Below are 14,827 nucleotides of genomic sequence, written 5' to 3'. Positions count from 1 at the left end.
CCGCCGGGAAGTTCTATACCCCTTGGTGGAGGAACGATGTCATTTGAGCAGGTAGCCCACTTCATCGGGGGCTCGTGGGTGGCCGAGGGCGAGCCGTTCGCATCCTACGATCCCATGACCGGACAGGTGAACAGGCAGGTCCATGAGGCGGACCAGGCCGTGGTCGACAGGGCGGTGCGCGCCGCGCGCGAGGCCGCGCCGGGCTGGGCCGCGCTCCCCGTGGCGGAGCGGGCCGCGTGGATGCGCCGCCTGGCCGAGGGGATCGAGGCGCGGTTCGACGACCTGGTGGCCGCCGAGATCGCCGACACGGGCAAGCCGCTGGAGCAGACCCGCACCCTCGACATCCCGCGCGGCGCCGCCAACTTCCGCGCCTTCGCCGAGATCGCCGCGCAGCGCCCTGCGGAGGCCTTCCACCTGCCGGACGTGCTCAGCTACACCGTGCGCAGGCCGCTCGGCGTGGTCGCGGTCGTCGTGCCGTGGAACCTGCCGTTCCTGCTGATGACGTGGAAGCTCGGGCCCGCGCTGGTCGCGGGCAACACCGTCGTGGTCAAGCCGTCGGAGAACACTCCCGGCTCCGCCGCGCTCTTCGCCGAGATCTGCGCCTCGGTCGGCCTGCCCCCCGGTGTGGTCAACGTGATCCACGGGTACGGCGAGACGGGCAGGCTCCTGGTCTCCCACGAAGGGGTCGACGGGGTGACGTTCACCGGTTCCACCCGCACCGGAGCGACGATCATGAAGTCGGTCGCCGACCGGGTGAAGCCGATCTCCTTCGAGCTGGGCGGGAAGAACGCTGGAGTGGTCTTCGCCGACGCCGACCTCGACAGGGCGATCGAGGGCAGCGTGCGGTCGGTGTTCACCAACGGCGGCCAGGTGTGCCTGTGCACCGAGCGGCTCTACGTCGAGCGGCCCGTCTTCGAGGAGTTCTGCGCCCTGCTGGCCGAGCGGGCCGCGTCGGTCGTCCCCCAGCCGATGATCTCCGCGCAGCACAGGGAGAAGGTGCTGTCGTACTACGCGCTCGCCCGCGACGAGGGCGCGAAGTTCCTCACCGGCGGCGGCGCTCCCGACGGGCCCGGCTACTTCGTGGAGCCGACCGTGGTGACCGGGCTGCCGGAGTCCTCCCGCTTCAACAGGGAGGAGATCTTCGGTCCCGTCTGTCACGTGGCCCCGTTCGACACCGAGGCGGAGGCCGTCGCGCTGGCCAACGACTCCGACTACGGGCTGGCCGCCACCCTGTGGACGAGCAGCCTCGACAGGGCGCACCGGGTCGCCCAGCGGCTGGAGGCCGGGCTCGTCTGGGTCAACACCTGGTACCTGCGCGACCTGCGCACCCCGTTCGGCGGCGTCAAGCTGTCGGGCATCGGCCGGGAGGGCGGCACCCAGTCGCTCGACTTCTACTCCGAGCCGACCACGATCACGATCAAGCTGGAAGGTGGCGCATGAACGACGAGTGGTCCGCGGCCGTGGACGCCCGCACCCAGGCGGCCGACCGGTTGCTGGAGGCCCAGCGCTCGGGCAAGCCGTGCGCTCCCGTCAGGGACCTGGTGAGCACGGCGGGCGAGGGCTACGCCGTACAGGAGATCAACACCCGCAGGGCGCTCGACGAGGGACGCAGGCTGGTCGGGCGCAAGATCGGCCTGACCAACTTCGCCGTGCAGAAGCAGCTCGGGGTGGACCGGCCCGACTTCGGCATGCTGTTCGCCGACATGGCCTACCTTGACGGGCTGCCGGTGCCGTACGAGAGGTTCCTGCAGCCGAGGGCCGAGGCGGAGATCGCGCTGGTGCTGGGCGGCGACCTGGCCGGCGGGCCCTTCACGGTCGCCGAGGTGATCAGGGCGGTCGACTTCGTGCTGCCCGCGATCGAGATCGTCGACTCCCGCGTCGTCGACTGGGACATCACGCTGGCCGACACGATCGCCGACAACGCCTCCAGCGGCGCCTTCGTTCTGGGCAACACGCCGGTCGGGCTGCGCGGGCTCGACCTGCGCCTGGCCGGGATGACGATGACCAGGCGCGGGCAGGAGGTGTCCACGGGCGCGGGCGCGGCCTGCATGGGTCACCCGCTCAACGCGGCCGTCTGGCTGGCCGACACGCTCGGCCGCACCGACTACCCCCTGCGGGCCGGAGACGTCGTGCTGACCGGCGCGCTCGGCCCCGTGGTGCCGGTGGAGGAAGGCGACGTGTTCGAGGCGGTCATCGACGGTCTCGGCTCGGTGCGGGCGGTGTTCGAGTGAAGCTGGCGATCATCGGCTCGGGCAACATCGGGACCGACCTGATGTTCAAGGCCCTGCTGTCGAAGAAGGTCGAGGTCGTGGCGATGGCGGGCATCGACCCCGCCTCGGACGGCCTTGCCAGGGCGCGGCGCAGAGGCCTCGAGACGACCTCCTCGGGGGTCGAGGGGCTGGTGTCGCTGCCGTCCTTCGACTCGGTCGACGTGGTGCTCGACGCCACCTCGGCGGGTGCCCACGCGCACAACGCCGCCGTCGTCCTGTCGCACGGCAAGCGCATCATCGACCTCACCCCCGCCGCGCTCGGCCCCTACGTGGTGCCCTCGGTGAATCTGGACGCCCACCTGTCGGCGCCCGACCTCAACATGGTGACGTGCGGAGGGCAGGCGACCATCCCGATCGTGGCGGCGGTGTCGAAGGTGGCCAGGGTGTCGTACGCCGAGATCGTGGCCTCCATCGCGTCGAAGTCGGCGGGCCCCGGCACGCGGGCGAACATCGACGAGTTCACGGTGACGACCGCCAGAGCGCTGGAGCAGGTCGGCGGCGCGGCGCGGGGAAAGGCGATCATCGTGCTGAACCCGGCGGAGCCGCCGCTGATCATGCGGGATACCGTGTACTGCCTGGTGGACAGCTGTCAGGAGGACGAGGTGGCCGCCTCGGTGGCGGCGATGGTGGCCTCGGTGCAGGAGTACGTGCCCGGCTACCGGCTCAAGCAGGAGGTGCAGTTCACGCCCGTGGCGGACGACGAGCCGGTGTGGACGCTGGCGCACGGGGCGAAGGGCGGGGTGAAGGTGAGCGTCTTCCTGGAGGTGGAGGGGGCGGCCCACTACCTGCCCGCCTACGCGGGCAATCTCGACATCATGACCTCCGCGGCTCTGCGCACCGCCGAACGTCTCGCCGAGACCGTCCCCCTCGGCACCGCGACCGTGTCCGCGGGCGCCGCCCCGCAGTCCGGGGAGGGATGCCGGGCATGAGCGCGCGCATCTACGTGCAGGACGTGACGTTGCGGGACGGCATGCACGCCATCCGCCACCGCTACACGATCGACCAGGCCACCGCCATCGCCAGAGCGCTCGACGCGGCGGGCGTGGCCGCGATCGAGGTCGCGCACGGCGACGGCCTGGCGGGCGGGAGCTTCAACTACGGCCCCGGCGCCCACACCGACGAGGAGTGGATCGAGGCCGTCGCGGGAGCCGTGCGGAACGCCAGGCTCACCACCCTGCTGCTGCCCGGCATCGGCACCATCGAGGACCTGAGGAAGGCCCACGCGCTGGGTGTCACCTCGGTCAGGATCGCCACGCACTGCACCGAGGCCGACATCTCCGCCCAGCACATCTCCACCGCCCGCGAGCTGGGCATGGACGTCGCGGGGTTCCTGATGATGGCGCACATGGCCCCGCCCGAGGTCCTGGCGGAGCAGGCCAGGCTCATGGAGTCGTACGGCGCGCACTGCGTCTACGTCACCGACTCCGGCGGCGGCCTCACCATGGACGGCGCGAGGGAACGGATCAGGGCCTACCGCGACGCGCTCAGACCCGAGACCGAGATCGGCATCCATGCCCACCACAACCTCAGCCTCGGCGTGGCCAACTCCGTCGTCGCGGTCGAGAACGGCTGCACCCGCGTGGACGCCTCGCTCGCCGGGATGGGCGCGGGCGCGGGTAACGCGCCGCTGGAGGTGTTCGTCGCCGTGGCCGACCGCATGGGCTGGGAACACGGCTGCGACCTCTACGCGCTGATGGACGCGGCCGACGACCTGGTCAGACCGCTGCAGGACCGTCCCGTCCGGGTCGACAGGGAGACGCTGACGCTCGGTTACGCGGGCGTCTACTCCAGCTTCCTTCGGCACGCCGAGGCGGCCTCGGAACGCTACGGCGTCGACACCCGGGAGATCCTGGCCGAGGCGGGCCGCCGCCGGATGGTCGGCGGCCAGGAGGACATGATCGTCGACATCGCATTGGACCTGACGAAATGAAGCTGGCCCAGGCGCTGCACGAGGCGGCGCTCACCAGGATGCCGATTCCACAGCCTGTGGACGGACTCGACGTCGCCACCGCCTACCAGGTCCAGGAGGAGGTCGTAGGCCTGCGCGGCGAGCCCCTGTCGGGGGTCAAGCTGGGCTTCACCAGCGAGGGCAAGCGCCGCCAGATGGGCGTCGACGACCTCATCCTGGGGCGGCTGACGCCGTCGATGGCGGTCGTCGACCACGACAAGTACATCCACCCGAGAGTTGAACCCGAGGTGGCCTACCTGGTCGGGCGCAGGATCGAGAGCGTCGGGGACGCCACGCGGCCCGGAGCCGTCGCCGCCGTCGCCGCCGGCATCGAGGTGATCGACTCCCGGTACGAGAACTTCAGGTTCTCGCTGGAGAGCGTCATCGCCGACAACACCTCGGCGGCGGGCTACGCGATCGGGCCGTGGCGGGCCTACGACGTCGACGACTGGAACCTCGGAGTCGTCTTCGAGATCGACGGGCGGCCAGTGCACGTCGGATCCACCGCGGCCATCCTCGGCGACCCGCGCAGGGCGATCGTCGAGGCGGCGCGGCTGGCCGTACAGGTGGGGCTGGTGATCGAGGAGGGGGCGATCCTGCTGGCGGGCGCCGCCACTCCGGCCGAGCCGTACCGGCCCGGCGCGCACGTTCAGGTGGAGATCCAGCGGCTGGGGAAGGTGACGCTCTGATGCTGGTCGGGGGAAAGGCGACGCCGAGGGGACGGTTCCCGCACGTCAGGCGGGCAGGGGACTTCCTCTACGTGTCCGGCACGAGCTCCAGGCGGCCGGACAACACCTTCGCGGGAGCGTCCGCCGACGAACTGGGCACCACGGACCTGGACATCCGCCTGCAGACCAGAGCGGTGATCGAGAACATCGGCGACATCCTGCGGGCCGCGGGGGCAAGCCTCGCCGACCTGGTCCAGATCACCACCTACCTGGTCAACATGAACGACTTCAAGGGCTACAACGAGGTCTACGCCGAGTTCTTCGACGAGACCGGACCCACGCGCACCACGGTGGCCGTCCACCAACTGCCGCACCCCCACCTGCTCATCGAGATGCAGGCCGTCGCCTACCGACCGGAGGAACCCGCATGATCCCGCCCATCGACTTCAACCAGTGGATCGACGAGCACGCCCACCTGCTCAAGCCGCCGGTCGGCAACAAGGTGGTCTTCGAGCAGGCGGACGACTTCATCGTCATGGTCGTCGGCGGACCCAACCAGCGCACCGACTTCCACATCGACCCCTTCGAGGAGCTGTTCTTCCAGGTCAAGGGGAACATGCGGCTCAACGTCATGACCCCTGAGGGGCCCGAGACCGTGCACATCCGCGAGGGCCAGATGTGGCTGCTGCCCGGCAACCTGCCCCACTCGCCGCAGCGCGAGGCCGACTCCGTCGGCCTGGTGATCGAGCGGATCAGGCCGGAGGGCACGCTGGAGAAGTTCCGGTGGTACTGCCAGCAGTGCGACGCCATGGTCCACGAGGTGGAACTGCAGGTCCGCGACATCGTCAAGGACCTGCCGCCGGTCTTCGAGGCGTTCTACTCCGACGAGAAGGCGCGCACCTGCGACAGCTGCGGGGCCCTGCACCCCGGCAAGGGCTGACCGCGTGATCGTCGACGTCCACACGCACTACGTCGCCAAGGGCTGGCCCGATCTGGGCTGGCCCGGCGCGCCCCGGCTGCGGATCGAGTCCGAGCGCGAGGCGATGATCGTCGTCAACGACCGCGACTTCCGCAGGATCCAGGCGGACTGCTGGGATCCCGAGGTCCGCCTGGCGACGATGGGCGTGGACCGGCAGGTCGTCTCCCCGACCCCGGTGTTCTTCGGCTACGAGCGCCCGGCGAAGCAGGCCGCGAACGTCGCGCGCGTCTTCAACGACCTCGCGCTGGAGATCTGCGACGGCGATTGGCTGATCCCGTTCTGCCAGGTGCCGCTGCAGGACCCCGACCTGGCCTGCGAGGAGCTCGACAGGTGCCTGGCGGCCGGCCACAGGGGCGTCGAGATCGGCAACCACGTCGGCGACAGGGACCTCGACGACGAGGGCGTCGTGCAGTTCCTCCAGCACTGCGCGGACAGGGGCGCCCCCGTGTTCGTCCACCCGTGGGACATGCCCACGGGACCAAGGCTCGACAGGTGGATGGCGCAGTGGCTGGTCGGCATGCCGGCCGAGACGCACCTGTCGATCCTCGCCATGATCCTGGGCGGCGTCTTCGACCGGGTGCCGGAGACGCTGAGGATCTGCTTCGCCCACGGAGGCGGCTCGTTCGCCTTCTGGCTGGGCCGCTTCGAGAACGCATGGCATCGCAGGAGCGACGTCATCGGCACCTCGGAGCATCCCCCGTCGCACTACCTCGACCGTTTCAGCGTCGACTCCGTCGTCTTCGACGAGCGGGCGCTGCGGCTGCTGGTGGACACCATGGGGGAGGACCGTGTGATGCTCGGCTCCGACTACCCCTACCCGCTTGGCGAGTCTCCCGTGGGGAAACTGGTCAGCGGCGCGGGTTTCCTCTCCGACCGGGCTCGCGCCAGGATCCTGGGAGGCAATGCCGAGACCTTTCTTGGAGAAACACCGTGAATCGTGAAGACTGCCTGGCTCTTGACGCGGCCGACCCGCTGAAGGAGTTCAGGGACGAGTTCGTGCTGCCCGAGGGTGTCGTCTACCTCGTCGGCAACTCCCTTGGCGCGCTGCCCCGCCGTACGTCGGAGAGGGTGCGGAAGGCGGTCGAGGAGGAGTGGGGTCGTGAGCTGGTCGGCGGGTGGAACAGCGCGGGCTGGTACGCCCAGCCGCTCACCACGGGCGACCGGCTCGCCCCGTTGATCGGCGCCGCCCCCGGGACGGTGGTGGTGGGCAACACCACCTCGATCGCGGTGCACCAGGCGGTGGCCGCGGCCATGCGCCTGCGTCCTTCTCGGCCCGTGGTGGTCGCCGACGTGACCAACTTCCCCACCGACAACTACATCCTGGAGGGGCTCGGCTGCCAGATCCGCGACTTCGCCGAGGGCGTGGGCGACGACGTGGCCGCGGTGCTGCTGTCGGAGGTCAACTACCGCACGGGTGAACGGTACGACGTGGCCGAGGTGACCGCGCGCGTGCAGGCCGCCGGCGCGCTGATGATCTGGGACGTCTGCCACAGCGTGGGCGCGCTGCACGTGGACGTCTCGGCGGCCGACTTCGCGCTGGGCTGCACCTACAAGTACCTCAACGGCGGGCCGGGCGCGCCGGCGTTCCTCTACGTGAACCCGCGCCACCACGAGTCCGCCGAGAACGTGCTGTCCGGCTGGTACGGCCACGCCGAGCCGTTCGCCTTCGAGCCGCGTTTCCGCCCCGCCGACGGCATCAGGCGCTTCACCGTCAGCACCCCGCACGTGCTGTCGTTCGCCGCGCTCGAGGCCGCGCTCGACATCTGGGAGCGGGTGGACATGGCCCAGGTCAGGGCCAAGAGCGTCCAGCTCACCGAGACGTTCGTCGAGCTCGTCGGCGACGCGCTGGAGCTCGCCTCTCCCCGCGAGGCCGAGCGCAGGGGCAGCCAGGTCAGCTTCCACCACCCCGACGGCTACCCGGTGATGCGGGCGCTGATCGACAGGGGCGTGCACGGCGACTTCAGGGCGCCCGACATCCTCCGCTTCGGGTTCGCGCCGCTGTACATCAGGCACGTCGACGTCTACGACGCGGCCCAGACCCTGCTGGAGGTGCTCGACAAGGAGCTGTGGCGCGACGAGAAGTACGCCCAGCGGCTCGCGGTCACCTGAGCGACCCATCGGCCTCCCTCGCGGGAGGGAGGCCGGAGTTCACCGGCACCGGCGATCCGGGGAAGCGTCGTTCTCGACACGATCGAGAAGCTGCCCGCGCCCGACGCCACCGCCGCGATCGTCCGCGTGGGCGGCACCAAGGGCTCGTGGAAGGGCGTCACGGGGGTCGCCGACCTGGCTCCCAGCGGCCGACCAGCGACGACGTCCGCTTCCGCGCGGGCAGCGTCACCGCCCGCATCCTGCGCCCGCTCGGCATGCGTGACAGTAGTCGTCTACTCCATCAACTCCACCGACGCGAAGGCGTCGGGCCAGAACCGGCGCGGGCTGGGCGTGGCACTGGCCGCCATGGTTCCGTAACGCGGAACGAGGCATTGGGGAACGGGATGCGCACCCTCCACTCTGGTGCGCATCCCCCGAAAGGTCACAAGATGTTCAGAGCGACTCTGGCCACCACCGCCTGCCTGGCAAGCCTGCTGGTGGCCGCTCCCGCGCAGGCCGAACCCGACGACGCCTTCCCCACCGTCTGCGGTGACCGCCGGCCGAGCGACCCCGCGCCCGGCGAGTACGGCATGCAGCTCGACGGCTCGTTCCGCCATCCAGCACTCACACCGGCCGGCGAGGAGCGCTTCCGCTTCCCCGGCGGCGCGCAGGACCTCTTCCCCAAGACCAAGGGCTACGACCCGAAGAGCTACGTCGAAGGCCCGATCAAGGTCGAGGCCGCCTACAGGGGAGCGGACTTCACCCCGGACTACTTCCACACCTGGCAGAACATCGTCGACTTCGACGGCCGCCGCTACCTGTTCCAGTACGACCGCACCGAGGCGCGCGTGTACGACGTCACCGACGTGCGCAAGGTGAAGATCGTCGAGAAGCTGACAGGCAAGGACTGGAAGAGCGCCGACTACTGGGGCGCCTCCACCATCCAGTGGCGCGACGGCCACTACGTGATGATCCAGTCCTTCGAGCAGAAGCGCCAGGTCGACCAGCTGGGCGACGCGGTCGAGCGCACCAAGTTCCACAACCCCTCGGGCGTGAAGCAGCTGCGGCAGGAGACCACCTTCAAGGGCTTCAAGGTCTACCGCCTCGACGGCCCGCGGAGGAAGGACTGGAAGCTGCTGTCCACCGTCACCACCGACCCCACGCTGACGGACCCGAAGCCGGGCGTGCAGCAGGGATCGGGATCGCTGGACGTGCCGTACTGGACCGGCGGCAGGTACATGTTCATCGCCGTCGCCCCGCTCGACACCTGGCGCAACACCGAGGTGCCCACCTACCTCTACTCGCCCGGCTACCAGGCGTGGGACATGTCGGACCTGAAGCGCCCGAAGAAGGTCGGCGAATGGCACCGCAAGGGCCAGGTCGCGGGCGAGGAGGCGGCGTACGCGAAGAACCCGCGCTGCGGCAACCAGACGTCGTGGATGGGTGCGCGGATGCCGTTCTTCGTCTCGGGCACGTACGGCTTCGCCGCGATGGGCGGCTACGGGCTGTCGATCCTCGACATCTCCGACCCCGCCGCGATGAAGGAGATCGGCCACCTCGACCTGCCGATGTCGGTCGGCGGCACCGAGGCCGACAACGTGGACGTCTCCCAGTACGCCAGGACCGGCATGGTCTACGTCTCCGGCTACCCGCTCGGTGAGGACTGCCACGAGCCGTACAAGGACGTCTTCCAGGTCGATGCCCGCGACCCGCGCCGCCCGCGCATCGTCGGCACGTTGCCCAGGCCCGAGCCGGCGGCGGGGGCGAGGTTCGCCGACTACTGCCAGCGGGGCGGCAGCTTCGGACCCAAGCGGTCGGGCTCCTACACCTCGCCGGGGGATCCGAAGCAGGGCCTGCTGACCTACGCCTTCTACAACGCGGGCGTGCAGTTCTTCGACACCACCGACGTCAGGCGGCCGAAGCGGGTCGCGCAGTTCGTGCCCAGCGGGTTCAGCAAGAACGTCCCCGACTACGCTCTCGGCAACCAGACCCACGCCGTCTACGTCGAATGGGATCGCAAGATCGTCTGGGTGTTCACCAACGACGGCGTCTACGCCGTCTCGTCGGCCAGGCTGCTGGGCGCGCCCACGCTCGGCAGGCCTGCGGCGCCGTACCGGAATTCGGACAAGTAGTATCGGAGGCGCCCACAAGGCACCCCTGTACGTCCGCGGTTCCGTGCGGCCTGCACACCCGCGGGTCTCCCGGAGCGCGCCCGGCTTCCGGGAGACCCCCGCCATGCTGCTGACCTTCGCGGTCACCGCCCTTGTCATGATCATGATTCCGGGGCCCGACGCGGCCCTGATCATGCGCAGTTCCCTCACACACGGCCGCGTCGCCGGACTGCTCACGATGGCAGGAGGCCTGCTGGGCCTCACGGTCCACGCCACAGCGGCCTCGCTCGGCCTGTCGGCGCTGCTGGCCGCCTCGCCGACCGCGTTCACGGTGCTCAGATGGCTCGGCATCGCCTATCTGCTCTGGCTGGGCGTCCAGTCGTTCCGCGCCAAGCGGCAGGAGGCGCCCGCCGCGGGGCGGCGGCACATCCGCAGCGGCTTCTTCTCCAACCTGCTCAACCCGAAGGTGCTGCTGTTCCAGGTCACCTTCCTGCCCCAGTTCATGAAGGGGCCCGACGACGCGCTGCTGCTGTCGGCCGTCTTCGCCGGGCTCTACTTCCTGTGGTTCCTCGTCTACGTGCTCGTGATCGACAGGATGGGCGCGCTGCTGAGCACGCCCCGCGTACGGCGGCGCGTCGAGCGGATCACCGGCGTGCTACTGGTCGGCTTCGCGCTGCGCCTGGCCGTCCAGTAGCTTGATCGCCCGCTTCGGGGCGATCGCCCGGTAGCTCTCCTCCACCCAGTCGAGCAGCACGTCGGTCTCGGGCAGCTCGCTCTCGAACGGGACCGTCACCCAGCCCGCCTTGCCCAGCCCGTAACCGCTGGGCTCGGCGCCCTCGACGGTCAGCGCGTGGCCGTGCGACTCCGACAGCAGCTTCACGCCGAACGCCGGGTTCCACTTCTCCGTCGGCTCCTCGATGCCGAGGAAGACGAACACCTTCTTGTTGACCTTGATGACGCTCTCACCCCACGGGAAGTCCTCGTGGGTCTCGGGCAGGCTCAGCGCGAAGTCGTGGATGGCCTGTCGGACGGCGTGCCAGTCGCTCATGGCTCACTTCTACCCCTGAGCTCCGACAGTTTGGCCTCGATCACCGGCCGGATGCGGTCACGGGCCTCCATGCGGGCGACCCCTTCCATCAGCATCCTGTCGTAGTCGGTGTCGAGGTGGCGTACCGAGGCCACGACCGCGAGGGTGATCGCGTTCTCGTCCATGGCCTTGGCGGCGGCCGAACGGCCGACTCTGCCGCTGCCGCGCTGGGCGGCGTGGGCGGCGATCGACTCGGCGCGCTCGGGCGGGCAGCGCGGGAACAGCCGCACGATCTCCGCCGCCATCCTGGCCTGGTAGTCGACGTCCTGCTCGGCCCTGCGCTCGCGGTCGCGCACCCGGCGGGCCTCGCGTGCCTCCTCGTCGCCCAGACACTGCTCCTCCGCGCGGGCCAGCGCGGCCTCCTCCACCAGCACGCCCTGGCGCTGGTAGACCTTGCGCCGCCGGTTGTACCGCACGACCACCGCCGACAGCACGCTCTCCTTCTTCGCCCGCCGGCTCAGCGCGGCGTTGCCCGAGGGGAGCAGGACGAGGTGGTCGAGGTCGCCACAGGTCAGGCAGAGCGGGCGGTCCTCCTCCATGATCAGGTAGGGCCCGGTGTCGCCGCACGACGCGCACGTCCACGGCTCCAACGGGGAGACCACGACCAGGTCGGGCGCCTTGCTCTGCCGTTCGGTGAGCTGCTTGACGCGCGCGTCGCTGAGATCGGGGGAGATCCAGTGCACCCTGAAGGGGCCCTGCTCGCCCGAGGTGGTGAAGCGCAGTTCGCGGCGGTCCCTGCCGCCTGACAGGTAGGGCGTCTCCACCGGGCGCAGACCCTTGGAACGCGCCCACGCGCCCAGCGCCGCGGCGGCGTCCAGCAGACGCGCGTCGTCGACGGCGGCCAGCTCGGCGAGCGTGGCGGCCCTGCCCTGGCGCCAGGTGTCGACGTGCCTGCTGTGCAGCCAGCGCAGGCCGGTGACGACGTCGAGGAAGGTGACGTACTTGCGGGTGGTGAGCGCGATCTCGGCCGCGTCCGCGACCCTGCGCGCCAGGTTCGGTCGGCTCACCGAATACCTACAGCGTGGAGGCCCCGTCCTTCAGGGTGGGGAGGAAACGCGGCGCGGCGCGTCACTGTGGTCTCCTGGTTTTGTCGGTGGCGGTCGGTACGTTGATCGGCGTGTCCCGCTACCGGCTCCAACCGACGCCCGCCCAAGGGGCGGCGCTGGCCGAGCACTGCGGGCACGCCCGGTATGTGTGGAATCTCGCTGTCGAGCCGGCGTACACGAGTCAGCGTTGCTCGGCGTGCGGGATCGTGGATCGAAAGGCGCGTGAGAGCCAAGCCGCCTTCCGGTGCCGGTCCTGCGGATACTTCTGCAACGCCGACGTGAACGCGGCCAGAAACATCAAACACGCGGCAGGGCATGCCGTGTCCGCACGGGGAGGTCCGCCGTTGGGCGGACCTGCGAACCGTGAACCTCAACGTGACTTCCTCCTCGTGGGGTAGTTGCTGTTGGAATCCCCCGCTTTCAGGCGGGGGAGGATGTCAAAGCACACCAGTGTGCCGCGGGTGGTGTCTCGGGGGCGCGCACGCCCGTCCGCGAATCACTCGGAGGGCGGCGGGATTTCGTCGCCCACACATTTTGCGCCATGGAGGTTCCCGGAGCGCCCGCCGTCATCCTTCGGGTCGGCGCCCTCGGATGGGCGGCGGCTCGGGTCTTGCGGGGTCCGGAGGGGCCCGAGAAGGCGCGCGCCCACCGGCCGGCGTTGGGGGGCGGACGCGCCCGGTGGTCGGGTTTGCGCGGAGATGGGGGGCGGTCAGGAATCGCTTGAGACGATCGCGGCTAGGTCATCACCGTGCGTGTGATCGTCCTGCTCTGCCTGCTGTCCGCCGTCTCCTGCGCGCCCGCCGCGACTCCCACGGTGACCGGCGCCTTCGGCGAGCGGCCCGTCATCCAGGTGCCCGCACACCGCCCCGAGCCCACCCCGGCGGTGACGGTGCTGTCGGAGGGCTCGGGCCCGCGCACCACGAGGGGCGACGTGGTGCTGGCCGAGGTCGAGACCCGCCGATGGGACGGCACCAAGCCGTACCTCTCGACCTACGACACCGACCAGCCCGTCACGGTCGTCCTCGACGGCAGGCACGTCTCGCAGGCGTGGGAGCGGGCGCTGGCCGACCGGCCCGTGGGCAGCAGGGTGATGCTGGTCAGCCCCGCCCACCTCGGGTACGGCCCGCGCGGCACACCCGCGGGCGCGGGCGGCGGCGAGACGCTGGTGGTCGTCTTCGACATCCTCGCCGCCTACCCGCCGGACGCCAGGCTGGTCGGCCGGCGGCTGCCCGGCCTGCCGGACACCCTCCGCCCTGGGGTCCTGATCGACGGCTCGGGCCCTCCGGTGACGCGCGGCGCCAGGGTGGTCGTGCAGTACGTCGGCGCCCGCTGGCCCAGCAGGACGGTCTTCGACTCCTCGACGGCCAGAGGCGGCCCGAGCGCCGTCGTGCTGAAGGAGGGCGCGGTCCCGCCCGGCTGGGTGGAGGGGCTGGCCGGCAGGCGGGTGGGCAGCAGGGTGGCGATCACCACGCCCGCCGTCGCCACGGCGGGCCTGACCACGGGAGGGATGACGGTCCCCGCGGGAACCGGGCTCGTCTACGTGGTCGACATCATCGACGTGCTGTGACGAGGGACGGGGTCCGACGAGGGCGTGGCGCGACGAGGTCGTGATGTGTGACGCGGGACGGGGTCTGACGAGAACAGGGCCTCCACCGCGCCGTGGAGGCCCTGCCGACGTTCGACGATCAGCCGCAGTGCTCGAAGGGGCTGTCGTAGGTGGAGGAGCCGGCCTTGCCGCCCCACTTCACGCACTTGTCGGCCGCTGAGGCGCGCACGGGCCCGGCGTAGTAGGAGTAGTTGCCCGAGTCGGTGATCCGGGTACTCCCTTGCACTTCCAGGTAGGCGGTCGTCGCCGTGGGGGTGCCGAGGGAGGTGCTCTTCATCGTGGCGACGCAGTTGTAGCCGTTGCCGCTGTTGTAAAGCAGGTAGACGGTGCCGGAGGAGCCGAGCGCCGCCGAGTCGATCACGTCGTAGCCGGTGCCGCAGACTTCCTGGGGGGTGTGCGGGTTGCTGCTGCCGCAGTTCCTGGAGGTCAGCGTCTGTACCGGGTAACCGAAGGTCACGCCGTTGAAGACGGCCTTCTGGATGTTGGACGGGTAGCTGCTGCCGAGCCGCACCTCGTAATGGAGGTGGGGCGAGATGTAGTTGCCGGGCTTGCTGGTGTTGCCGACGGTGCCGATCTTCTGGCCCTGGGAGACGGCCTGGCCCGCGCTGACCGAGCGCACGTTCAGGTGCGCGTAGTAGGTGGCCCAGCCGCCACCGTGGTCGATCTTGACGAGGTTGCCGTAGCCGTTGGCCGAGCCCTGGTGGGCGGAGATGACCACCGTGCCCGCCGCGGCGGCGACCACGGTGTCGCCGAGATCGGCGTCGGCCGTGCTGCCCCTGTTGAAGTCGATCTCCCACGACTGGTGGGCGCTGCTCGCGCTGGAGTTGCCGTTCCACGACTGCCCGCAGGGGAAGGGCATCTGGAAGTTGGTGGCCATGACGCCCACGTCGGACGTCACCTGGTTGGGCGGATCGCCGCCCTCCTCGCCCGGGTCGGCGGCGGCGACGCTCAGGAACAGGGCTAAGCCCGCGATGGCGACTGCTCGGAGTTTCACTGGGACCCCTTCCGCACCGGATATGTCTTG

The 14,827-nt window shown here is 70.3% G+C and carries 16 protein-coding genes; 13 read left to right on the top strand and 3 right to left on the bottom strand.

Annotation, left to right across the window (positions count from 1 at the left end):
- Positions 1–36 precede the first annotated feature (36 nt).
- The 11 genes from ACFSKW_RS24380 to ACFSKW_RS24330 all read left to right on the top strand — a co-directional run bounded on the left by ACFSKW_RS24380 (position 37) and on the right by ACFSKW_RS24330 (position 10,758).
- The gene (locus ACFSKW_RS24380) at positions 37–1,440 is read left to right on the top strand and encodes an aldehyde dehydrogenase family protein (RefSeq protein ID WP_379574703.1); all 1,404 of its coding nucleotides are present in this window, start codon (positions 37–39) and stop codon (positions 1,438–1,440) included.
- On the top strand, positions 1,437–2,231 hold the full coding sequence (locus ACFSKW_RS24375; RefSeq protein WP_379574702.1) for a 2-keto-4-pentenoate hydratase: 795 nt from the start codon (positions 1,437–1,439) through the stop codon (positions 2,229–2,231). Before ACFSKW_RS24380 ends, ACFSKW_RS24375 begins: the two co-directional genes overlap by 4 nt.
- Entirely contained in the window at positions 2,228–3,199 is a 972-nt protein-coding gene (locus ACFSKW_RS24370) for an acetaldehyde dehydrogenase (acetylating) (protein WP_379574701.1), read from the top strand. The genes ACFSKW_RS24375 and ACFSKW_RS24370 overlap by 4 nt, the downstream gene beginning before the upstream one ends.
- Positions 3,196–4,200, top strand: a complete 1,005-nt coding sequence (gene dmpG / locus ACFSKW_RS24365) for a 4-hydroxy-2-oxovalerate aldolase (protein WP_379574700.1) — start codon at positions 3,196–3,198, stop codon at positions 4,198–4,200. The genes ACFSKW_RS24370 and dmpG overlap by 4 nt, the downstream gene beginning before the upstream one ends.
- Positions 4,197–4,907, top strand: coding sequence for a 2-keto-4-pentenoate hydratase (locus tag ACFSKW_RS24360; protein ID WP_379574699.1), 711 nt, complete (start codon positions 4,197–4,199; stop codon positions 4,905–4,907). Before dmpG ends, ACFSKW_RS24360 begins: the two co-directional genes overlap by 4 nt.
- On the top strand, positions 4,907–5,317 hold the full coding sequence (locus ACFSKW_RS24355) for a RidA family protein (protein WP_379574697.1): 411 nt from the start codon (positions 4,907–4,909) through the stop codon (positions 5,315–5,317). Before ACFSKW_RS24360 ends, ACFSKW_RS24355 begins: the two co-directional genes overlap by 1 nt.
- Positions 5,314–5,826: a 3-hydroxyanthranilate 3,4-dioxygenase gene (locus ACFSKW_RS24350; protein WP_379574696.1), complete on the top strand. Its 513-nt coding sequence runs from the start codon at positions 5,314–5,316 to the stop codon at positions 5,824–5,826. Before ACFSKW_RS24355 ends, ACFSKW_RS24350 begins: the two co-directional genes overlap by 4 nt.
- Before the next feature lie 4 nt (positions 5,827–5,830).
- Positions 5,831–6,799, top strand: a complete 969-nt coding sequence (locus ACFSKW_RS24345; RefSeq protein WP_379574695.1) for an amidohydrolase family protein — start codon at positions 5,831–5,833, stop codon at positions 6,797–6,799.
- Positions 6,796–7,974 carry a kynureninase gene (locus ACFSKW_RS24340; protein ID WP_379574694.1) on the top strand — a complete coding sequence of 393 codons (1,179 nt, stop codon included), beginning with the start codon at positions 6,796–6,798 and terminating at the stop codon, positions 7,972–7,974. The genes ACFSKW_RS24345 and ACFSKW_RS24340 overlap by 4 nt, the downstream gene beginning before the upstream one ends.
- A gap of 428 nt (positions 7,975–8,402) precedes the next feature.
- Positions 8,403–10,085, top strand: coding sequence for an LVIVD repeat-containing protein (locus ACFSKW_RS24335; protein WP_379574693.1), 1,683 nt, complete (start codon positions 8,403–8,405; stop codon positions 10,083–10,085).
- 103 nt (positions 10,086–10,188) lie between these two features.
- Positions 10,189–10,758: a LysE family translocator gene (locus tag ACFSKW_RS24330; protein ID WP_379574692.1), complete on the top strand. Its 570-nt coding sequence runs from the start codon at positions 10,189–10,191 to the stop codon at positions 10,756–10,758.
- On the opposite strand, the gene ACFSKW_RS24325 is transcribed toward ACFSKW_RS24330, so the two are convergent.
- Positions 10,720–11,112 (bottom strand): MmcQ/YjbR family DNA-binding protein, encoded by a 393-nt coding sequence (locus ACFSKW_RS24325; protein ID WP_379574691.1) that lies wholly within the window; start codon positions 11,110–11,112, stop codon positions 10,720–10,722. The genes ACFSKW_RS24330 and ACFSKW_RS24325 overlap by 39 nt on opposite strands.
- On the bottom strand, positions 11,109–12,158 hold the full coding sequence (locus ACFSKW_RS24320) for a DUF2293 domain-containing protein (RefSeq protein ID WP_379574690.1): 1,050 nt from the start codon (positions 12,156–12,158) through the stop codon (positions 11,109–11,111). The genes ACFSKW_RS24325 and ACFSKW_RS24320 overlap by 4 nt, the downstream gene beginning before the upstream one ends.
- Positions 12,159–12,172: 14 nt before the next feature.
- Here ACFSKW_RS24320 and ACFSKW_RS24315 point away from each other — a divergent pair, with 14 nt between their 5' ends.
- Entirely contained in the window at positions 12,173–12,595 is a 423-nt protein-coding gene (locus ACFSKW_RS24315; protein WP_379574689.1) for a zinc ribbon domain-containing protein, read from the top strand.
- 350 nt (positions 12,596–12,945) lie between these two features.
- Positions 12,946–13,764, top strand: a complete 819-nt coding sequence (locus tag ACFSKW_RS24310) for an FKBP-type peptidyl-prolyl cis-trans isomerase (protein ID WP_379574688.1) — start codon at positions 12,946–12,948, stop codon at positions 13,762–13,764.
- 118 nt (positions 13,765–13,882) lie between these two features.
- Here the strand turns inward: ACFSKW_RS24310 and ACFSKW_RS24305 are convergent, their stop codons facing one another.
- On the bottom strand, positions 13,883–14,797 hold the full coding sequence (locus ACFSKW_RS24305; RefSeq protein ID WP_379574687.1) for a M23 family metallopeptidase: 915 nt from the start codon (positions 14,795–14,797) through the stop codon (positions 13,883–13,885).
- Positions 14,798–14,827: the final 30 nt, after the last annotated feature.

Origin of the sequence: Nonomuraea mangrovi, from assembly GCF_042681425.1 — a bacterium.
GTDB lineage: Bacteria > Actinomycetota > Actinomycetes > Streptosporangiales > Streptosporangiaceae > Nonomuraea > Nonomuraea mangrovi.
The sequence above is the reverse complement of the archived record's forward strand: the minus strand, read 5'-3'. Positions and strand labels throughout refer to the sequence as shown.

Excerpts from the sequence above, each read along its gene's own strand:
- ACFSKW_RS24375 (WP_379574702.1), top strand. The coding sequence starts at position 1,437 with ATGAACGACGAGTGGTCCGCGGCCGTGGACGCCCGCACCCAGGCGGCC.
- ACFSKW_RS24330 (WP_379574692.1), top strand. The coding sequence starts at position 10,189 with ATGCTGCTGACCTTCGCGGTCACCGCCCTTGTCATGATCATGATTCCG.
- ACFSKW_RS24350 (WP_379574696.1), top strand. The coding sequence starts at position 5,314 with ATGATCCCGCCCATCGACTTCAACCAGTGGATCGACGAGCACGCCCAC.
- ACFSKW_RS24325 (WP_379574691.1), bottom strand. The coding sequence starts at position 11,112 with ATGAGCGACTGGCACGCCGTCCGACAGGCCATCCACGACTTCGCGCTG.
- ACFSKW_RS24360 (WP_379574699.1), top strand. The coding sequence starts at position 4,197 with ATGAAGCTGGCCCAGGCGCTGCACGAGGCGGCGCTCACCAGGATGCCG.
- ACFSKW_RS24355 (WP_379574697.1), top strand. The coding sequence starts at position 4,907 with ATGCTGGTCGGGGGAAAGGCGACGCCGAGGGGACGGTTCCCGCACGTC.
- dmpG (WP_379574700.1), top strand. The coding sequence starts at position 3,196 with ATGAGCGCGCGCATCTACGTGCAGGACGTGACGTTGCGGGACGGCATG.
- ACFSKW_RS24335 (WP_379574693.1), top strand. The coding sequence starts at position 8,403 with ATGTTCAGAGCGACTCTGGCCACCACCGCCTGCCTGGCAAGCCTGCTG.
- ACFSKW_RS24380 (WP_379574703.1), top strand. The coding sequence starts at position 37 with ATGTCATTTGAGCAGGTAGCCCACTTCATCGGGGGCTCGTGGGTGGCC.